Origin of the sequence: Neisseria subflava, from assembly GCF_003044645.1 — a bacterium.
GTDB lineage: Bacteria > Pseudomonadota > Gammaproteobacteria > Burkholderiales > Neisseriaceae > Neisseria > Neisseria subflava_B.
The window spans coordinates 89,365-108,063 of the sequence record NZ_POXL01000008.1; the positions used below are offsets into that span (position 1 = coordinate 89,365).

An 18,699-nucleotide genomic window follows, 5' to 3' on the forward strand; every position below is an offset into this window, starting at 1 on the left:
ACACCACCACGAAATGAAAAACATCGGATTATTCGGCGGCACGTTTGACCCCATCCACAACGGCCACCTCCACATCGCCCGCGCTTTCGCCGACGAAATTGGTTTGGATCTCGTCGTCTTCTTGCCTGCAGGCGACCCGTACCACAAAGACAGTACGCGCACGCCGGCACAAGAGCGCCTCAATATGGTCGAACTCGCCATCGCCGACGAGCCGAAATTCGCCGCCAGCGACTGTGACATCGTCCGCGACGGCGCGACTTATACGTTTGACACCGTCCAAATCTTCCGCCAGCAGTTTCCCGGCGCGCAACTGTGGTGGCTGATGGGCAGCGACAGCCTGATGCAGCTGCACACATGGAAAAAATGGCAAACCCTCGTGCGCCAGACCCATATCGCCATCGCCATGCGCCAAGGCGACAACCTCAACAAAACCCCGCGCGAATTGCACGCATGGCTCGGCGAAGCCCTGCAAAACGGCAGCGTCCGCATCCTCAACGCGCCGCTGCACAACACCAGCTCCACCCAAATCCGCGCCGATCTCGCCAAAACGCACCATTCAGACGGCCTGCCGCAACCCGTTGCCCAATACATCCGCCAACACAAACTCTATGAAAAATAGCGTTTATTCAGGCAGATAAGCTATAATGCCGTCTGAAAACATTTCAACTAGGAAAACAATGAACGAACAAGAATTGCAAGACCTGCAAAAAATGGTCGAAGTGGCCGTAAACGCCCTCGAAGACATTAAAGCCAAAGACATCTCTGTTTTGGAAACCCAAGACAAAACCTCCCTGTTCGCCCGCATGATTATTGCCAGCGGCGACAGCACACGCCAAGTCAAAGCACTGGCGAACAACGTTGCCGTCGATTTGAAAGAAGCCGGTTTTGAAATCCTCAGCACCGAAGGCGACAGCGGCGAATGGACGCTTGTCGACGCAGGCGACCTCGTTGTCCACGTCATGCTCCCTGCCGTGCGCGACTTCTACGACATCGACACCTTGTGGGGCGGAGAAAAACCGAGTTTCCACGCCGGTATGCAAAAACCTTGGCACGCCGCCGACTAAAACGGTTTATCCATACAAAGGCCGTCTGAAACTTGAAAGCAAGCAAGTTCCAGACGGCCTTTTGCTATAATTCCATTCTTTTCACATTATTCAATTTATTGCACCATCATGCCGCAACCCGATTTCGCCCAAACCCTCTCCAAAGACCGCCATTTTCTGCGATCTGCCTTTAAAAACCCCAATAAATACGGCGGCTTGGCCAAGGTTGAGGAAAAATACAAAAAATCGCACGACCTCTATCTGCAACGCCTGTCCAAACTGCCCAAGCCCGAATTCGACAATACGCTGCCCGTTCACGAAAAACTCGACGAAATCAAAAAAGCCATTGCCGAGAATCAGGTAACGATTATTTGCGGCGAAACCGGTTCGGGCAAAACCACGCAGTTGCCCAAGATTTGTCTGGAACTCGGGCGCGGGGCGGCAGGGCTGATCGGGCATACCCAGCCGCGCCGTTTGGCCGCACGCTCCGTGGCAGAGCGGATTGCCGAAGAGCTGAAATCCGAAATCGGCAGCGCGGTCGGCTATAAAGTACGCTTTACCGACCACACCTCGCGCGATGCCTGCGTCAAGCTGATGACCGACGGCATCCTGTTGGCAGAAACCCAAACCGACCGTTATCTCGCCGCCTACGATACGATTATCATCGACGAAGCGCACGAGCGCAGCCTGAACATCGACTTCCTCTTGGGCTATTTGAAACAGCTACTGCCGCGCCGCCCTGATTTGAAAGTCATCATCACCTCGGCAACAATAGACGCAGAACGCTTCTCCCAACACTTCAACGGCGCGCCCGTGCTGGAAGTAAGCGGGCGCACCTATCCGGTCGAGATCCTCTACCGACCGCTGACCAGTAAAGACGAAGACGACGCAGAAGTCGAGCTGACCGACGCGATTGTCGATGCCGCCGACGAATTGGCGCGATATGGCGAAGGCGATATCTTGGTGTTCCTGCCGGGCGAACGCGAAATCCGCGAAGCCGCCGAAGCCCTGCGCAAATCCACACTGCGCCGCAACGACGAAATCCTGCCCCTGTTCGCACGCCTGTCGCACGCCGAGCAGCACAAAATCTTCCACCCCTCCGGCGCAAAACGCCGCATCGTGTTAGCAACCAACGTCGCCGAAACCTCGCTCACCGTGCCGGGCATCAAATACGTCATCGACACCGGTCTCGCGCGTGTCAAACGCTATTCCGCACGGGCGAAAGTGGAGCAGCTTCATGTCGAAAAAATCTCCCAAGCCGCCGCCCGCCAACGCTCCGGCCGCTGTGGCCGCGTCTCCGCAGGCGTATGTATCCGACTGTTTTCAGAAGAAGATTTCAACAGTCGCCCCGAATTTACCGACCCAGAAATCGTCCGCAGCAACCTCGCCGCCGTCATCCTGCGCATGGCATCGCTGAACCTGGGCGACGTAGCGGCATTCCCATTTTTAGAAATGCCCGATTCGCGGTATATCAACGATGGTTTTCAGGTGTTGCTGGAATTGGGGGCGGTGGAGGCCGTCTGAAAACAGGCTACCTGAAAATAAAAAGCAGCCTGCACAGGCTGTCATTTTCAACTTGATAAAGGAAATACCCATGTCTTTGAACACAGCACAAAAACAAAAAATACTGGATGCCGCCAAACAATGGTTTCGCAACCGTATCGCGCAAAACCACATCAAAAATACCGAAAAACTGACTGACCCGAAACAGTTCAACATCAACCCTTTTTTAACGGTTTATCTTGCCAATTTTCTGACGGGTAATTCCAGCCCCGAAAGCATCGCGAAAGCCCTGCTGTTTCCGCGCGTGTTGGGTACGTCCATCAACACATCGTTCGGGCAGAATATGCAGGGCTTTATTTCCGCCATTCAAAATGCCGTCGGCAGCACTGCCAGCGGTATGGACATCGAATTTACAGACCAAACCGACGGACGCAAGAAATACTGCCAGCTTAAAGCTGGGCCGAACACCATCAATGCCGATGATGTGGAAACCATTGCCGGACATTTCAAATCGGTACGCAATCTGTCGCGTACCAATCATCTGAAAATCCCTAACGACGACATGATTGTCGGCGTACTTTACGGCGAACCAGAAGATTTGAGCAGCCATTACCGCCGCATTACCGAGCAATACGACTACGATGTAGTCATCGGCAAAGATTTGTGGCACAGGCTGACGGGCGATGAAGGTTTTTATCACGAACTCATCAACGCCATCGGTTTGGTTGCTGTGGAGGCCGATTTCAGCAAGGATTTCGACCGCATTATCAAAACACTTGCCTCCAGCGAAACTGTGCAAAATTTAAGTAACCATGAATAATGTTTGACGACTCTAGCATTTCAGGTTAGATTATGCTGCAATTAATAACCATAACTAAGGTTTAGACAAATTATGCAAAGTCCCGAACACTACACCATCGCTCAAGTTGCAGATATATTAAGCGTTTCCAAAGAAACCCTGCGCCGTTGGGACAAAAACGGCACACTTGTCCCGCAACGCCAAACTGACAACAACTACCGCCTGTACGGCCGCGAACAGCTCGAAGTATTTGAGGAAGCACGCCTGTTGTTTGACAGCCGCTGGCAGGAAGAAGCCGCCATACGCCCGAAACGACCGTATAAACTTTTGGAGCTGTTCGCAGGTGCGGGCGGCTTGGCAATCGGTATGGAGCAGGCAGGGTTCGAATCCGTATTGCTCAATGAAATCGACGCGGCAGCCTGCAAAACCCTGCGGAAAAACCGTCCGAATTGGAATGTGGTGGAAGGCGATATTGCCAAACTGGACTTTACCCCCTACCGCGACCAAATTGACATCCTGTCAGGCGGCTTTCCGTGTCAGGCGTTTTCCTATGCGGGTAAAAAATTAGGCTTTGAAGACACGCGTGGCACACTGTTTTTCGAGTTTGCCCGTGCCGTGAAAGAAACCAATCCCAAAGTATTTGTAGCCGAAAACGTGCGCGGCCTACTGGCACACGACGAAGGGCGCACGCTGGCGGCGATTACCGATATTATCGATGAACTCGGCTATTACCTCGTGCCGCCCCGCGTACTTAAAGCCGTGTTTTACAAAGTACCGCAAAAGCGAGAAAGACTGTTTTTAATCGGCATACGCAAAGATTTGGCAGACAAAGTTGAGTTCCACTGGCCATCACCCTATCACCGTATCCTGACCCTGCAAGACGCATTGAAAGCGGGAGAACTCTACGCCGATGACGTACCGCCTTCGGCAGGGCAGAAATACCCACAGCGCAAGGCGGAAATCATGGCGCAAGTGCCCGCAGGCGGTTATTGGAAAGACCTTCCCGACGCGTTGCAGCGCGAATACATGCAGAAAAGCTATTTTCTCGGCGGCGGCAAAACCGGTATGGCGCGGCGGCTGGCATGGGACGAACCCAGCCTGACGCTGACCTGCGCCCCTGCGCAAAAACAGACCGAACGCTGCCACCCCGAAGAAACCCGCCCGCTAACCGTGCGCGAATACGCCCGCATCCAAACCTTCCCCGACGACTGGCAGTTTGAAGGCTCGCTAGGTGCGCAATACAGACAAATCGGCAATGCCGTCCCCGTCAACCTAGCCTATGCCGTCGGGCGTGCATTAGTACGGCTATTGAACGATATGGAAGCCGAATCCGTCAGTCAGAAAGCGGCATAACCACACAGATTATGATTCCGACACAACCGATAGTTTGCAGGCGGGCATCAGCCCGCCGTTTTATTCAATAATTACCGACCAAACATACGGACATGCAATCCCAATAGAAAACGAGCCACCCTGTTTTCAGGCAGCCACAATTATCCAATCCCATTCAAAACAAGACAATGCAAAACACCTACACCCTTTCAGGTAGCCCCAAAGCTGTCCCGTCAAACACCCCTCGCTACCGCCTGACCAAACTCGGCGAACAAATGGCGTGCCTGCCTATCGACCTGAAAATTCCCCGTATTTTTTATGGTGTTCCATTTTGGGTAATGTCCGATTTACAAGATATTGATGATGAATTTCAGGAATTGGTGGTAGCATAAGATTCTCCGAAAATATCTCCCTTAATCCACCACACAAACCCTTTTCAGACGACCTCGTTTTTAAGAAACAATCTGTAAACAGATAGCTGCTGAAGAATACCGTTGTCGAATCCCCAAACTCAGCCTGCAAGTTTTATTGTGAAATTTCCCATTATGAAAAAATCTCTTTTTGTTCTCTTCCTCTATTCATCTCTACTTACTGCCAGCGAAATCGCCTATCGCTTTGTATTCGGGATTGAAACCCTGCCGGCTGCGAAAATGGCGGAAACGTTTGCGCTGACATTTGTGATTGCTGCGCTTTATCTGTTTGCGCGTTATAAGGTGACGCGTTTGCTGATTGCGGTGTTTTTTGCGCTCAGCATTATTGCCAACAATGTGCATTACGCGGTTTATCAAAGTTGGATGACGGGCATTAATTATTGGCTGATGCTGAAAGAGGTTACCGAAGTTGGCAGCGCGGGCGCGTCGATGTTGGATAAGTTGTGGTTGCCTGTATTGTGGGGCGTGTTGGAAGTCGTGTTGTTTTGCAGCCTTGCCAAGTTCCGCCGTAAGACGCATTTTGCCGCCGATATTGTGTTTATTGCGGCGATGTTGCTGATTTTTGGACGTTCATTCAGTACGACGCAGGAACACGGTATTTCGCCCAAACCGACATACAGTCGTATCAAAGCCAATTATTTCAGCTTCGGCTATTTTGTCGGGCGCGTATTGCCGTATCAGTTGTTTGATTTAAGCAAGATTCCTGTGTTCAAACAGCCTGCGCCAAGCAAAATCGGGCAAGGCAGTATTCAAAATATCATCCTGATTATGGGTGAAAGCGAAAGCGCGGCGCATTTGAAACTGTTTGGCTACGGACGCGAAACTTCGCCGTTTTTAACCCAGCTGTCGCAAGCCGACTTTAAGCCGATTGTGAAGCAAAGCTATTCCGCCGCTTTGATGACGGCTGTGTCCCTGCCCAGCTTTTTCAATGCGATACCGCATGCCAACGGCTACGAGCAAATCAGCAGCGGCGATACCAATATGTTCCGCCTTGCCAAAGAGCAGGGCTATGAAACGTATTTTTACAGCGCGCAGGCTGAAAACGAGATGGCGATTTTGAACTTAATCGGTAAAAAGTGGATAGACCATCTGATTCAGCCGACGCAGCTTGGCTACGGCAACAGCGACAATATGCCTGATGAGAAACTGCTGCCGCTGTTTGACAAAATCAATTTGCAGCAGGGCAAGCATTTTATCGTGTTGCACCAACGCGGTTCGCACGTCCCATACGGCGCATTGTTGCAGCCTCAAGATAAAGTATTCGGTGAAGCCAATATTGTGGATAAGTACGACAACACCATCCACAAAACCGACCAAATGATCCAAACCGTATTCGAGCAGCTGCAAAAGCAGCCTGACGGCAACTGGCTGTTTGCCTATACCTCCGATCATGGCCAGTATGTGCGCCAAGATACCTACAATCAAGGCACGGTGCAGCCCGACAGCTATCTTGTGCCGCTGGTGTTGTACAGTCCGGATAAGGCCGTGCAACAGGCTGCCAACCAGGCTTTTGCACCTTGCGAGATTGCCTTTCATCAGCAGCTTTCAACGTTTCTGATTCACACGCTGGGCTACGATATGCCGGTTTCAGGTTGTAGCGAAGGCTCGGTAACGGGCAACCTGATTACGGGCGATGCAGGCAGCTTGAACATTCGCGACGGCAAGGCGGAATATGTTTATCCGCAATAAGCGGCGTGAAAACCAATAAAGACAAATTTAGATGATGTCGGGGAAGATGCCCGACCGACAAGACTATGCAAAATATGAAAAACCAAGTACGCGGATCAGGCATGGATGCCCGATCCAACCCAGCCAATGTTTCAGACGGCCTGCAAAACAGTTCGGGTCATATCGGTACCAACACGCGCTACCGCCTCACCCACCTCGGCGAACAAATGGCGCGCCTGCCCATTGACCCGAAAATCGCACGCATTTTGCTGGCGGCGAAGAAACACGACTGCATGGCGGAAATATTGGTGATCGCGTCCGCGCTGTCGATTCAAGACCCGCGCGAGCGGCCGCTGGAAGCGCGCGATGTCGCGGCCAAGGCGCATGAACGCTTTACCGACAAGCAATCCGACTTTCTTGCCTATCTGAATATTTGGGACAGTTTCCAGCGCGAGCGCGACAAAGGTTTGTCCAACAAGCAGCTGGTGCAGTGGTGCCGCCAATATTTCCTGTCGCACCTGCGGATGCGCGAATGGCGCGAGCTGCACCACCAGCTTGCCCAAACCGCGATTGAAATGGGTTTGACCACCAAAGAAGCCGCGTTTAGACAACCTCCTTCCCAAGAACAATTAAGGCCGTCTGAAAGCCAAGGCGATCAAGATTTGGCGGCTAAACTCAAACAAAAACAACTGGATAAGAAACAACACCGCGCCCAAATCCGCGCCGCAAAAGAAGCCGGCTACGAACAAATCCACCGCGCCCTGCTCACCGGCCTTATCGCCAACGTCGGCATGAAATCGCCCGACGGCAACGACTACACCGGTGCGCGCGGCAGCCGTTTCCACCTGTTTCCCGCCTCAGCCCTGTTCAAAGCCAAACCCAAATGGGTGATGGCGGCAGAATTGGTTGAGACCACGCGCCTTTACGCGCGCGACGTCGCCGTTATCCAGCCCGAATGGATCGAGCAGGAAGCGCCGCACCTCGTCCGCTACCACTATTTCGAGCCGCACTGGGAGCAAAAACGCGGCGAAGTCGTCGCCAGCGAACGCGTGACGCTTTACGGCCTGACCGTATTGCCGCGCCGCCCCGTGTCTTACGGCAAAGTTGCGCCCGAAGAAGCGCGCGAAATCTTTATCCGCGGCGCATTGGTGGCGCAAGAAAGCAATCTTCAGACGGCCTTTTTTGTTCACAATAAAAAGCTGATTAAAGAAATTACCGAACTCGAACACAAATCGCGCAAGCAAGACGTATTGGTCGATGACGAAGCCCTGTTTGCGTTTTATAACGAACGGCTGCCCGAGCTGGTGTGGAAAGACGCGAAAGGCGGCGTTTGGGGAAGCGAAGAGGGCGGACAAACCCAGTCGGACAAGACAGCCGGACAAAATGGACAAGCAAACCAGCGCAACGCAGGGAGTGTCGCGCAAGCCGCACACGCAGATTCCAAAGATGCGGACAACCGCGAGCATGAACCGAGTTCACATACCCGTCAAAATGTTTCAGACGACCCCAAACCCAAAAAGCAGCCAGCATCTCAAAAAGGCCGTCTGAAACCTTTGCCCCTTGCCGATATCCGCACCTTTGAAGCCTGGCTCAAAACCGCCGAACGCGACAATCCGTGCCTGCTGTTCCTCAGCCGCGACGATTTGATGCAACACGCTGCCGCACACATTACCGAAGAGCAGTTTCCCAAATTCTGGCAAACCGCAGATGGCAAGTTCAAACTTTCCTACCGCTTCGAGCCGCACCATCCGCTCGACGGCGTGACCATGACCGTGCCGCTGACCGTACTCAACCGTCTGCACGCGCCGTCGCTCGAATGGCTGGTGCCCGGTATGTTGCGCGAAAAAATCCAGCTGCTGATTAAAGCCCTACCGAAGCAAATCCGCCGCATTTGTGTGCCCGTACCCGATTTCATCACCAAATTTCTCGAAAGCAATCCCGACCGCCAAGCGGCCATCATTCCCCAGTTGGCGCACTTTATTGCCAAAAGCGCCGGCGATATGCGGATTCTCGAGCAAATCGACCAAGACGCATGGGTGGCGCAAGAATTGCCCGAACACTGCTATCTGAATCTGCGCATTATCGACGACGGCGGACAAGAGCTTGCCGGCGGCCGCAAACTGCACGAATTGCAACAACAGCTCGGCCAAGCCGCCGCCGTTACCTTCCGCGACAACACCCAAGAATTCGAGCGCGACAACGTTACCGCATGGGACATCGGTACCCTGCCCGAATCCATCAAGTTCGCACGCGGCAAACAACAGCTCACCGGCTACCTCGGCCTGCAAAAAGAAAAAGACGGCCGCATCGCCCTGCGCCTGTTCGACACGTCTGCCGCCGCCGAACAAGCCCACAGATTAGGCGTGATCGAACTCATGAAATTACAACTAAAAGAACAAGTTAAAGACCTGAACAAAGGCATCCAAGGCTTTACCCAAGCCGCCATGCTGCTTAAACACATCAACGCTGACACCCTGCGCGACGACCTCACCCAGGCCGTCTGCGACCGCGCCTTTATCGGCGAAGACGATCTGCCGCGCAACGAAAAAGCCTTCAAAGAACAAATCAAACGCGCCCGCAGCCGCCTGCCCGCCGTCAAAGAAGCCCTCAGCCGCTACCTGCAGGAAACCGCCGCCGCCTACGCCGAACTGAACGGCAAACTCGGCAAACACCCGCTCACCCAGCTCCTGCGCCAACGCCTGCAAACCCTGCTCGCCGCCGGCTTCGCCACCCGCACCCCGTGGGCACAATGGCCGCGCCTCCCCATCTACCTCAAAGCCATGACCCTGCGCCTCGAAAAATACAGCAGCAACCCCGCCCGCGACGCAGCCCGCGAAGCCGATATTCAAGAGCTGGAACAAATGTGGCAGGAAAAAACCGACGGTTTGGTGAAACAAGGACAGCCCGTTTCAGACGACCTCGCCGCGTTTAGATGGATGATTGAAGAATTGAGGGTGTCGCTGTTCGCGCAGGAATTGAAGACACCGTATCCGGTGTCGGTGAAGAGATTGTTGAAGGAGTGGGAAGGTTTGATGCAAAAAATAGTTATATAATGATTGTGTATTGTTTTATCATTATATGGATCTATTTTTAAAATGAGTAAATTATGACTACACAAAAAATCTCATGTCTACTTTTTAGAGTTCCCAAAAAATCTTCTAGTACTAATCTAGAGTTAGATGAGTTACATCTAAATTTATGGGATTTTGATAATAAGAAATGTACTTATCTGGATTTAGGACTATTGATTGATGTGGAGGAATTAAATAGTGAATCATTATTGATTAGTGTGCCAGGAAAATATGATTTTGAAGATGTGGAAGATTTAGGGATGGTATTGTCCACTAATTTCAAGATCGTTAATGCTATTTTTAATGAGCCTATAATTCCAGAAGGTATAAAAGAAAATTTTACTGTTATAAAAAGAAGTAACGATCAAATTGTTTTGATACCATTTAATCCTAATAATAATATATCTTATGATACTAATACTCTTTGTACTGAATTAACTATTAATTTAGAAAAAATAAAAGAAATGTGTAAAGGAGATAAGTCTCTAAAAATTTATATAAGATTTAGAATTAAAAATGCATCGAGGGCTAAGCTAATCAAATCATTTGCTCCAGAAGATAAAGGGATATTAAGTTCAAATACACGAACTAAAATATTAGATGTGCGAGTTAATGAGAGCAGGTGGTTAACACCTGATTTAAATAATAGTCATAACTTAGTAAAGTTTAAAAAAATTCATTTTTTCTTAACGATAGATCAAGAATATGAACTTGGGGACCACAGTAAAAATTATAATACTAGCCGCTCATTGAGAGAGGAGAGTATTTGGAAAAGCTATTTATCTTTGGGTAATGACGTTAGTATTGAAAATAGTTTGGGTTACCATTGGAGAACAAATAAAAAGAGTAACGAGGAGATAGACTCTGTAGAAAGCTTTAGCCTTTTAGGAAGGTTCTCTAGAATTGAATCTTCAAAGTTCCAAATTCTTACTTTTCTAGCTTTTCTTTTTTTTATAGGGTTAATTTCAAATTCTGGTGCGAGTTTAATAGTTACTTTATTGGGTTCTGATAATGTGGAGTATAATAATATAATTAATGATAATCTTTTTTCTAGTTCTTTCTTTGATAGAGGTGATGGTTTTCAGGAAAATGTAATTATTGTAGTAATTTCTATAGTGTTTGTATGGCTATTAATAGTTGGAATAAAAAAAACTTTTAATAATATTTGTTCTTTTATTAAATATAAAGGGATATTGATTAAGAAAACAATAGAAGAATGGTGGGATTCTCTATGATGAAAATTTTATTATCTATACACCCCAATCATATTGAACAAATTAAATCCGGAATAAAGAAATTTGAATATAGAAAAATATTACCTAAAATGAAGGTACAAACAGTTTATATTTATGGTACTCGTCCCCTTTCAAGAGTTGTTGCAAAATTTGAGGTACAGCAAGTTATTGCTGATAATTTAGTTTCTATATGGGAGAAAACAAAATATAATTCTGGTATAACAGAAGAAGAGTTTTTCCAATATTTTAGTAAATGTGATAAAGCTTATGCTATAGGGATTGCAAACTTTGAGTTACTGCCAGAGCCATTAAAATTGGAAGAGTTCTGTGGAAAAAAGCATCCTCCACAGGGTTTTTACTATTTAAAATAAGGAGTTTATGATGACGTATAATTTTTATCCTGTAAGCAAGGCTCTATATTTTGATACCTCATTACTTACTTTCAATAGAAATCAGTTCCAGAGTGCTGAATTTATAGAAGTTCCTCTTATTGACTTTGAGTCAGTTTTGAAACAAGAAAATATGATGTTACCACTTATAAATCATGTATTTATCAATTTAATTATGCTTTCTGAACAATATCCAAATTTTGGTAATTGGCTGGAGAGAAAGGTGTTTACTGGTCTTTATGATGGTACTCGTTCAATTTTGCTTGAATGGCGTGATGGGAAGATTGCTGGTTTGGCAATTCTAAAAAATGAGATTGAAGAAAAGAAATTATGCTGTTTAAGGATCATGCCTGAATTCCAAAATAAAGGGATTGGTATAAAGTTGTTTCAAAGGTCTTTTGCTGAGTTAGGGACGGAGAAGCCTTTACTTTCTGTAAGTGAACAAAAACTTTCTGAATTTGAGAAGATTTTTAATTATTTTGGTTTTGTTCAAACAGAAAAATATTTTGATTTATATAAACAAAATACGATAGAAATATCATATAACGGTTATTTAAAATAAACCAAAGGCCGTCTGAAGTACGTTCAGACGGCCTTTTTTATATTCATATTTCTGTTTATTTTTCCAACCGTGCAATCAGTTCATCGGCCAAGTCGAGATAAGCCTGTGTGCCTTTGGCGTGGGCGTCGTAGGCGAGGGCGGGGAGGCCGTGGCTAGGGGCTTCGGCAAGGCGGATGTTGCGGGGGATGACGGTGTCGAAGAGCAGGTTGCCGAAGTGTTGTTTGAGCTGTTCGCTGACTTCGACGACGAGGCGGCTGCGGCTGTCGTACATGGTGCGGACGATGCCGGTTACGTCGAGGTCGGGGTTGATGGCTTGGCGGATTTTGCGGACGGTGGCCACTAAGTCGGAAATGCCTTCGAGGGCGTAGTATTCGCAAAGCATGGGGACGATGACGCCGTTGGCGGCGACCAGGCCGTTGAGGGTGAGCAGGGTCAGGGACGGGGGGCAGTCGATGAGGACGTAGTCGTAGTCGTCGGCAACGAGCTGCAGGGCGTTTTTGAGGCGGATTTCGCGTGCGATTTCTTGGACGAGTTCGACTTCTGCGCCGGCCAGTGTGCGGTTGGCGCCCAATACGTCGTAGCCGCCTTCTTTGCTGCGGACGACGGCGTTGGGGATGTCGGTTTCGCCGAGGACAACTTGGTAAACGCCGTTTTCGATGGTGGCTTTGTTGATGCCGCTGCCTGTGGTGGCGTTGCCTTGGGGGTCGAGGTCGACGACGAGGACGCGGCGGCCTTTGGAGGCTAGGGAGGCGGCTAGGTTGACGGTGGTGGTGGTTTTGCCGACTCCGCCTTTTTGGTTGGCGACGGCGAGGATTTGTGCGCTCATGTGCTTTGCTGTCGTGTTAAGTGTGGATGGCTGGATTGTACCGTTATTCGGTATGCTTGGGTTGTTTTCAGACGGCCTTTTTGCGGATAATGACGATATGGCGTTCGGCATTGAGTTGGGGGACGTGCAATGCTTCGACTTTTTCGACGGCGACGCTTTCGGGTAGTTTGTCGATTTCTTCTTGCGGATATACGCCTTTCATGGCTGCCCAGTAGCCGCCGTCTTTGAGGAGGTGCTCTGTCCAGTTGACGAAGTCGGCGAGTTCGGCAAAGGCGCGGCTGGTGATGACGTCGGCACGGCAGTCGGCAGCGGCTTCTACGCGGCCGCTGATGACGCGGACGTTTTTAAGGCCGAGTTCGATGACGGCTTGTTGCAGAAAGGCGGTTTTTTTGGTGTTGGCATCGAGGAGGGTGATGTCGAGGTCGGGGCAGCAGATGGCGGTGGGTATGCCGGGCTGTCCGCCGCCGGAGCCGACGTCGAGCATGGTTTGCGCGTGTTCGATATAGGGCAGGAGGGTCAGGCTGTCTAGCAGGTGATGGCTGACGGTTTGGGCGGGATTGCGCAGGGCGGTCAGGTTGTAGGTTTTGTTCCACTTTTGCAGCAGGGCGGCATAGTCTAGAAGCTTGGTCTGTTTGGCTTCGTCGATGTCCAAACCCAGTGCCTGTATGCCGTCGCGGAGCTGTTGCGCCTGATTCATTTGTTATTCCTTATTGGTTAAAACGCGTTGGATGTAATGGTAACGGAAAGCATGCCGTCTGAAAATGTTTGCGCCTGTTGAATCAACGTTTCATTTTGTGAAAGACGATGGGCTGCTCCGGCGCGCGCGTGAGCTGTTTGGGCAGGGTCAGCATGGCGATGATCCAAACGGAGAGGGTGTAGTAGAACACGCCTTGTCCGCGCATACCGGCCAATGCGGTATTGCCTAAGATGGCTTCAAAAATCAAACCTGCCGCCGCCGAGGCACACGCTGCGACACCGGCAAGGAAAATGGCGTAACGCGAATGCCGGCGCATCATTTTTTTATATGCCAGCTTGGTCAGTCCGCCGGCAATCGGCAGGTTGAGGAAGGCAAACATCCCGCAGACAAACCATGCGACGGAATCCTGCCAACCGCTTTGCCATGCCCATGCGCCGTCTTTGACCGTTATCAGCAGGCCTTGACCGTCTGAAAAGGCGATTTGCACTATATTGTGCAATATCATCGCCAGCGGCAGGGTGAGGAACATCAGTGCGACCAATAGGGGGCGGTAGGGCTTTTCTTGTGTCAGATACATGGCGGTTTGCCTTGTTGTGGGATAAGTCGAAATGATAGCAGATTGGCGGTTGATTCACGTTTGTTAGCGCTGAAATTGCTGACAAAAACGGTCAATTAAAAAAGAAATGAAAAATTCTTTTTTCTTGGCAAACGTTGGCGGATAAAGGTTAAAAAAACGTTTTCAGACGGCCTAATCTCTTATTTTTATATGAACCGAACAGAAAATCTTTGCATTTCTCCGTAAAATCTACTAAATTCTCAATAACATATTATAAAGACCTGAAATCTGGAACCCAAACCGAAACTGCCTTCCGCCATTTACGCTCGGAAACTCAGCAGGCAACAAAAGTTTCACACACAACAAAAATACAAAATAATTCCTATGAAATCAGTTGTTTATAATGATAGATAACCACAAGGCAAACCATGCCTGACTTTAGTAGGAGTAAAACCATGGCTGAAGCAACCGATGTCGTATTAGTAGGCGGCGGCATTATGAGCGCCACTTTGGGCGTATTGCTCAAAGAACTCGAACCATCTTGGGAAATCACCCTGATCGAACGCTTGGAAGATGTAGCGTTGGAATCATCAAATGCATGGAACAATGCCGGTACGGGACACTCTGCGCTGTGCGAATTGAACTATGCGCCCCTGACTGCCGACGGCACGATCGATCCGACCCGCGCCCTTAATATTGCCGAACAATTCCATATCAGCCGCCAATTTTGGTCGACTTTGGTCGAAGAAGGCAAACTGACCGACCGCACTTTCATCAATTCCGTCCCCCATATGTCGCTGGTGATGAACGCCGACCATTGCAGTTATCTGCAAAAACGTTTCGACGTGTTCAAAAACCAAAAACTCTTTGAAAAAATGGAGTTTTCTACCGACCGCGCCAAAATCGCCGAATGGGCGCCGCTGGTTATCAACGGCCGTGATGAAAACCAATCCATCGCCGCCAACTACTCCGCCGAAGGCACAGACGTCGATTTCGGCAGCCTGACCCGCCAGATGGTCAAATACTTGAGCGACAAAGGCGTAAAAATCAAATTCAACCGTCATGTCGACGACCTCAACCGCGAATCGGACGGCGCATGGGTGCTGAAAACCAGCAGCACCAAAGACGATGACGATCCGTTGACACTCCGCACCCGTTTCGTCTTCCTCGGCGCAGGCGGCGGCGCACTGACCCTGCTGCAAAAATCCGGTATCCCCGAAGGCAAAGGCTACGGCGGCTTTCCGGTTTCCGGCCTCTTCTTCCGCAACAGCAATCCCGAAACGGCCGCGCAACACAACGCCAAAGTGTACGGCCAAGCCTCCGTCGGCGCGCCCCCTATGTCCGTTCCGCATTTGGATACCCGCAACGTGGACGGCCAACGCCATTTGATGTTCGGCCCATATGCAGGCTTCCGCCCCAACTTCCTCAAACAAGGCTCGCTCATGGATTTGCCGATGTCCATCCACATGGACAACCTCTATCCTATGCTCCGTGCCGGTTGGGCTAATATGCCGTTGACAAAATACCTCTTGGGCGAATTGCGCAAAACCAAAGAAGAACGCTTCGCCTCGCTGCTCGACTACTATCCCGAAGCCAACCCTGACGATTGGGAACTGATTACCGCCGGTCAGCGTGTGCAAATCATCAAAAAAGACCCGAAAAAAGGTGGCGTACTCCAATTCGGTACCGAAATCGTCGCCCATGCCGACGGCTCGTTGGCCGCATTGCTGGGCGCGTCCCCAGGCGCATCAACCGCCGTACCTTTGATGATTAAGCTGATCAACCAATGCTTCCCAGATCATGCCGAATCATGGTCAGGCCGTCTGAAAGAATTGGTGCCCGGCTACGGTATCAAGCTGAACGACAATCCGTCTTTGGCGGACGAAATCATCAGCCACAACGCGTCCGTTTTGGGCATTCATCACTAAATTGAAGCAGACACAAAGGCGGGCATTCTTGCCCGCCTTTTTTCAAACCATTAAAATAGCGGCATTCAGGCCGTCTGAAATCTAATCTGCAGCAGCATGTTGCACGATTCAAACCCGAAAATCAGCCCCAATAGAAAAACGCCATGACCGATATTCTCAACAAAATCCTTGCCACCAAAGCAGAAGAAGTGGCCGCCCAAAAAGCCGCCGTTTCCTTGGAAGACATCAAAGCCCAAGCGCAGGCTGCTGCGCCGGTTCGCAGCTTTATCGGCTCGATCCGTGAAAAACACGCGCAGAATCTGCCTGCCATTATTGCCGAAGTCAAAAAAGCCAGCCCGAGCAAAGGCCTGATCCGTCCTGATTTTCATCCTGCCGAAATTGCCGTTGCTTATGAAAAAGCCGGTGCGGCCTGTTTGTCCGTATTGACGGACGAACCTTACTTCCAAGGTTCGCCCGAGTATTTGAAACAGGCGCGTGCGGTCGTGGCACTGCCGGTCTTGCGTAAAGATTTCATCATCGACGAATACCAAATCTATCAGGCGCGTGCGTGGGGTGCGGATGCGGTTCTTCTGATTGCCGCCGCATTGGAAGCCGGGCAGCTTGAGCGTTTTGAAGCCGTTGCCCACGAATTGGGCATGACCGTATTGTTGGAATTGCACGATGCGTCCGAGCTGGAAAAATGCCGCAACATGACCACGCCGTTGTGGGGCGTCAACAACCGCAACCTGCGTACGTTTGAAGTAACCCTGCAACAAACCCTCGACCTCTTGCCTGAATTGAACGGCAAAACCGTTGTAACCGAAAGCGGCATCCGCAACAAAGAAGACGTCGATTTCATGCGCGGCCACGGCGTGCATACTTTCCTGATCGGCGAAACCTTTATGCGTGCCGACGATATTGAAGCCGAAGTCAAAAAACTGTTCTAAACCTAAAAAACATCAGGCCGTCTGAATTTTCAGACGGCCTGAATCCATTGGAGACGAGAAAAAATGTTTACCGTACAGCGCATTTACGCGTATCAGCCCAATCCCGAACAGACCGCCGTCTTTCTCGACCGCCTCTATCCGCGCGGCGTCCGCAAAGAGGTTTTTGCCACTGCACTTTGGCTGAAAGACATTACGCCCAGTGCAAACCTGCGTCGCTGGTATCACGAAAATCCGGCTGAGAATTTTGACGGTTTTGTCAGCCGTTATCATGAAGAGCTGCAAGGCGATGCCGAGCAGGCCGCCATCAAGCGGCTGCTGGATTTGGAGCGGCAACACGGCAATATCCTGCTGCTGACCGCCGTCAAAGATCCCCGACATTCTCACGTCTCTGCGCTGGCTCAATTTTTGGGCACAACGTTTGAATATCGCGATTAAAAAATCAGTGTTTGAACCGGATATAAAAAGGCCGTCTGAAATTAAGGTTTCAGACGGCCTGCTATTTTCAAATCAAGAAGGATAACGGTGTGCCACCAATTTTCCGTCTATGTATTCGCCGATATAGACTTGCGAGGCTTCAAGGTGGAGGCGGTCGAGTTCCTGTTGCAGCCATTCTTCATCACGCTTAATGATTTCGAGGATGTCGGGGTCAACTTGGCCGTCTGTAATCAGTGGATAGCGCAGGCTTTCGTCGCCGTACTTAATGACGGCGAGCTGGCCGTTTTGTTCCATCACGGCACGTTTGACGGCAGAGATTTCGTAGATGCCGGCGGCGCGGAGTTTGAACATGAGGTCGTGTGCGCTGATGCCGTTTTTCATGCATTCATCGGTTTGGATTTTGCCGTTGACGATAACCCAGACGGATTTGCCGTCAATGATGGATTTGACCCAGCGGTTGTGGTTTTTGATGAATTTCAGGCTCAAGACCAACAGCGTCCACAAAATCAGCACGAGGAAAAATTGCAATAGGCCGACGCTGTCGCTGTAAATCACGCCGCCGATGATGCCGCCGAGTACATAGTTTTGCACTTGGTCCATGGCAGAGGTCGGCGCGAGGTTGCCTTTACCTAAGAGGTTGATTTGCAAAATCAAACCTAAAATACCCATCAGTAGTTTGAGGGCGAGCAGGGAGTATGCTTCCATGTGTGTGTATCCTGTTATTCTTTATCGATGAGTTCGATATTGTTGTTGACCAAATTGATGGGTGTCAGCGTGTAGGCGGAGAAGTCTTGATTGAAATGGACTTCGTAGTATTGGTTTTTGATGCCGATAATCATGCCGTTGAACAGGCGCGTGCTGTTGACGATGATGTCTTGTTTTTCAACTTTTTGGTTTTCAATCAAGGCATTGAGAAAACCCACCATGCGCGAAGTATCGGCGGCAAAGTTTTGACGCTCGCTGTATGAAAGATATTGCGTGCCGCAGATGAGGATGAGCAGCAACAGCGCAATAATGCTCAGGTCGCGGTATTTGGTGTCCATGCGGTGGCGCAGGTATTGCGATACGGTGAGCAGGAGGATGACGAGGGCGGCGAAAATCAGGATATATTTCAAGTAGTCGTGGAAATACATATGATTTTCAAGATAAAAGTGAGAAAAGAATTTCATGGTATTTGATAAATTTGGGAAGGGTAATCAGGCCGTCTGAAACTTACATTTCAGACGGCCTTGTCTATTAAACAAGGATTTTGCGTCAAGGTTTCGGATAAAGCATACATGGCGCTTCCCGAAGTAGTA

The 18,699-nt window shown here is 49.9% G+C and carries 19 protein-coding genes; 14 read left to right on the top strand and 5 right to left on the bottom strand.

Annotation, left to right across the window (positions count from 1 at the left end; all coding sequences use genetic code 11):
- Nucleotides 1–13: 13 nt before the first annotated feature.
- The 11 genes from nadD (at nucleotide 14) to DBY97_RS09600 (ending at nucleotide 12,033) form a co-directional block, all read left to right on the top strand.
- Nucleotides 14–619, top strand: a complete 606-nt coding sequence (nadD, locus tag DBY97_RS09550) for a nicotinate-nucleotide adenylyltransferase (RefSeq protein ID WP_003684732.1) — start codon at nucleotides 14–16, stop codon at nucleotides 617–619.
- Between the two features lie 58 nt (nucleotides 620–677).
- Nucleotides 678–1,064 (top strand): ribosome silencing factor, encoded by a 387-nt coding sequence (gene rsfS / locus DBY97_RS09555; RefSeq protein ID WP_002246503.1) that lies wholly within the window; start codon nucleotides 678–680, stop codon nucleotides 1,062–1,064.
- A 108-nt stretch (nucleotides 1,065–1,172) separates the two neighbouring features.
- Nucleotides 1,173–2,567 (top strand): ATP-dependent RNA helicase HrpA, encoded by a 1,395-nt coding sequence (hrpA, locus tag DBY97_RS09560; protein ID WP_107858181.1) that lies wholly within the window; start codon nucleotides 1,173–1,175, stop codon nucleotides 2,565–2,567.
- Nucleotides 2,568–2,637: 70 nt separating this feature from the next.
- Nucleotides 2,638–3,366, top strand: coding sequence for a PmeII family type II restriction endonuclease (locus DBY97_RS09565; RefSeq protein ID WP_107858182.1), 729 nt, complete (start codon nucleotides 2,638–2,640; stop codon nucleotides 3,364–3,366).
- A gap of 72 nt (nucleotides 3,367–3,438) precedes the next feature.
- Complete coding sequence (dcm, locus tag DBY97_RS09570) at nucleotides 3,439–4,698, top strand: DNA (cytosine-5-)-methyltransferase (RefSeq protein ID WP_107858183.1); 1,260 nt, start codon at nucleotides 3,439–3,441, stop codon at nucleotides 4,696–4,698.
- A gap of 167 nt (nucleotides 4,699–4,865) precedes the next feature.
- The gene (locus DBY97_RS09575; RefSeq protein ID WP_107858184.1) at nucleotides 4,866–5,069 is read left to right on the top strand and encodes a hypothetical protein; all 204 of its coding nucleotides are present in this window, start codon (nucleotides 4,866–4,868) and stop codon (nucleotides 5,067–5,069) included.
- A 150-nt stretch (nucleotides 5,070–5,219) separates the two neighbouring features.
- Nucleotides 5,220–6,797: a lipooligosaccharide phosphoethanolamine transferase gene (gene lpt3, locus DBY97_RS09580; RefSeq protein ID WP_199900764.1), complete on the top strand. Its 1,578-nt coding sequence runs from the start codon at nucleotides 5,220–5,222 to the stop codon at nucleotides 6,795–6,797.
- A 65-nt stretch (nucleotides 6,798–6,862) separates the two neighbouring features.
- Complete coding sequence (locus tag DBY97_RS09585) at nucleotides 6,863–9,829, top strand: DUF3418 domain-containing protein (RefSeq protein ID WP_107858185.1); 2,967 nt, start codon at nucleotides 6,863–6,865, stop codon at nucleotides 9,827–9,829.
- A 53-nt stretch (nucleotides 9,830–9,882) separates the two neighbouring features.
- Complete coding sequence (locus DBY97_RS09590; protein ID WP_107858186.1) at nucleotides 9,883–11,082, top strand: hypothetical protein; 1,200 nt, start codon at nucleotides 9,883–9,885, stop codon at nucleotides 11,080–11,082.
- Nucleotides 11,079–11,453 (top strand): ASCH domain-containing protein, encoded by a 375-nt coding sequence (locus DBY97_RS09595; protein WP_159069490.1) that lies wholly within the window; start codon nucleotides 11,079–11,081, stop codon nucleotides 11,451–11,453. Before DBY97_RS09590 ends, DBY97_RS09595 begins: the two co-directional genes overlap by 4 nt.
- Nucleotides 11,454–11,460: 7 nt before the next feature.
- Entirely contained in the window at nucleotides 11,461–12,033 is a 573-nt protein-coding gene (locus DBY97_RS09600) for a GNAT family N-acetyltransferase (RefSeq protein ID WP_107858188.1), read from the top strand.
- Nucleotides 12,034–12,088: 55 nt separating this feature from the next.
- Here the strand turns inward: DBY97_RS09600 and DBY97_RS09605 are convergent, their stop codons facing one another.
- The 3 genes from DBY97_RS09605 to DBY97_RS09615 form a co-directional block, all read right to left on the bottom strand.
- A complete protein-coding gene (locus DBY97_RS09605; RefSeq protein WP_049336841.1) occupies nucleotides 12,089–12,859 on the bottom strand; it encodes a ParA family protein in 771 nt (256 codons plus the stop codon).
- Between the two features lie 67 nt (nucleotides 12,860–12,926).
- Nucleotides 12,927–13,556, bottom strand: a complete 630-nt coding sequence (gene rsmG, locus DBY97_RS09610) for a 16S rRNA (guanine(527)-N(7))-methyltransferase RsmG (RefSeq protein WP_107858189.1) — start codon at nucleotides 13,554–13,556, stop codon at nucleotides 12,927–12,929.
- An 82-nt stretch (nucleotides 13,557–13,638) separates the two neighbouring features.
- Nucleotides 13,639–14,133 (bottom strand): hypothetical protein, encoded by a 495-nt coding sequence (locus DBY97_RS09615; protein WP_107858190.1) that lies wholly within the window; start codon nucleotides 14,131–14,133, stop codon nucleotides 13,639–13,641.
- 434 nt (nucleotides 14,134–14,567) lie between these two features.
- Between DBY97_RS09615 and DBY97_RS09620 the strand changes: the two genes are divergently transcribed.
- The 3 genes from DBY97_RS09620 (at nucleotide 14,568) to DBY97_RS09630 (ending at nucleotide 17,401) form a co-directional block, all read left to right on the top strand.
- A complete protein-coding gene (locus DBY97_RS09620) occupies nucleotides 14,568–16,040 on the top strand; it encodes a malate:quinone oxidoreductase (protein ID WP_107858191.1) in 1,473 nt (490 codons plus the stop codon).
- A 143-nt stretch (nucleotides 16,041–16,183) separates the two neighbouring features.
- Nucleotides 16,184–16,966 carry an indole-3-glycerol phosphate synthase TrpC gene (gene trpC / locus DBY97_RS09625; RefSeq protein WP_107858192.1) on the top strand — a complete coding sequence of 261 codons (783 nt, stop codon included), beginning with the start codon at nucleotides 16,184–16,186 and terminating at the stop codon, nucleotides 16,964–16,966.
- A 63-nt stretch (nucleotides 16,967–17,029) separates the two neighbouring features.
- On the top strand, nucleotides 17,030–17,401 hold the full coding sequence (locus DBY97_RS09630) for a DUF488 domain-containing protein (RefSeq protein ID WP_107858193.1): 372 nt from the start codon (nucleotides 17,030–17,032) through the stop codon (nucleotides 17,399–17,401).
- A gap of 72 nt (nucleotides 17,402–17,473) precedes the next feature.
- On the opposite strand, the gene DBY97_RS09635 is transcribed toward DBY97_RS09630, so the two are convergent.
- The gene (locus tag DBY97_RS09635) at nucleotides 17,474–18,106 is read right to left on the bottom strand and encodes a DUF421 domain-containing protein (RefSeq protein ID WP_049336846.1); all 633 of its coding nucleotides are present in this window, start codon (nucleotides 18,104–18,106) and stop codon (nucleotides 17,474–17,476) included.
- 14 nt (nucleotides 18,107–18,120) lie between these two features.
- Nucleotides 18,121–18,570 (bottom strand): DUF3290 domain-containing protein, encoded by a 450-nt coding sequence (locus DBY97_RS09640; protein ID WP_107724199.1) that lies wholly within the window; start codon nucleotides 18,568–18,570, stop codon nucleotides 18,121–18,123.
- Between the last annotated feature and the right edge of the window lie 129 nt (nucleotides 18,571–18,699).

Coding starts and splice junctions, on each gene's coding strand:
- nadD (WP_003684732.1), top strand. CDS start 14: ATGAAAAACATCGGATTATTCGGCGGCACGTTTGACCCCATCCACAAC.
- rsfS (WP_002246503.1), top strand. CDS start 678: ATGAACGAACAAGAATTGCAAGACCTGCAAAAAATGGTCGAAGTGGCC.
- hrpA (WP_107858181.1), top strand. CDS start 1,173: ATGCCGCAACCCGATTTCGCCCAAACCCTCTCCAAAGACCGCCATTTT.
- DBY97_RS09565 (WP_107858182.1), top strand. CDS start 2,638: ATGTCTTTGAACACAGCACAAAAACAAAAAATACTGGATGCCGCCAAA.
- dcm (WP_107858183.1), top strand. CDS start 3,439: ATGCAAAGTCCCGAACACTACACCATCGCTCAAGTTGCAGATATATTA.
- DBY97_RS09575 (WP_107858184.1), top strand. CDS start 4,866: ATGCAAAACACCTACACCCTTTCAGGTAGCCCCAAAGCTGTCCCGTCA.
- DBY97_RS09585 (WP_107858185.1), top strand. CDS start 6,863: ATGCAAAATATGAAAAACCAAGTACGCGGATCAGGCATGGATGCCCGA.
- DBY97_RS09590 (WP_107858186.1), top strand. CDS start 9,883: ATGACTACACAAAAAATCTCATGTCTACTTTTTAGAGTTCCCAAAAAA.
- DBY97_RS09595 (WP_159069490.1), top strand. CDS start 11,079: ATGATGAAAATTTTATTATCTATACACCCCAATCATATTGAACAAATT.
- DBY97_RS09600 (WP_107858188.1), top strand. CDS start 11,461: ATGATGACGTATAATTTTTATCCTGTAAGCAAGGCTCTATATTTTGAT.
- DBY97_RS09605 (WP_049336841.1), bottom strand. CDS start 12,859: ATGAGCGCACAAATCCTCGCCGTCGCCAACCAAAAAGGCGGAGTCGGC.
- rsmG (WP_107858189.1), bottom strand. CDS start 13,556: ATGAATCAGGCGCAACAGCTCCGCGACGGCATACAGGCACTGGGTTTG.
- DBY97_RS09615 (WP_107858190.1), bottom strand. CDS start 14,133: ATGTATCTGACACAAGAAAAGCCCTACCGCCCCCTATTGGTCGCACTG.
- DBY97_RS09620 (WP_107858191.1), top strand. CDS start 14,568: ATGGCTGAAGCAACCGATGTCGTATTAGTAGGCGGCGGCATTATGAGC.
- trpC (WP_107858192.1), top strand. CDS start 16,184: ATGACCGATATTCTCAACAAAATCCTTGCCACCAAAGCAGAAGAAGTG.
- DBY97_RS09630 (WP_107858193.1), top strand. CDS start 17,030: ATGTTTACCGTACAGCGCATTTACGCGTATCAGCCCAATCCCGAACAG.
- DBY97_RS09635 (WP_049336846.1), bottom strand. CDS start 18,106: ATGGAAGCATACTCCCTGCTCGCCCTCAAACTACTGATGGGTATTTTA.
- DBY97_RS09640 (WP_107724199.1), bottom strand. CDS start 18,570: ATGAAATTCTTTTCTCACTTTTATCTTGAAAATCATATGTATTTCCAC.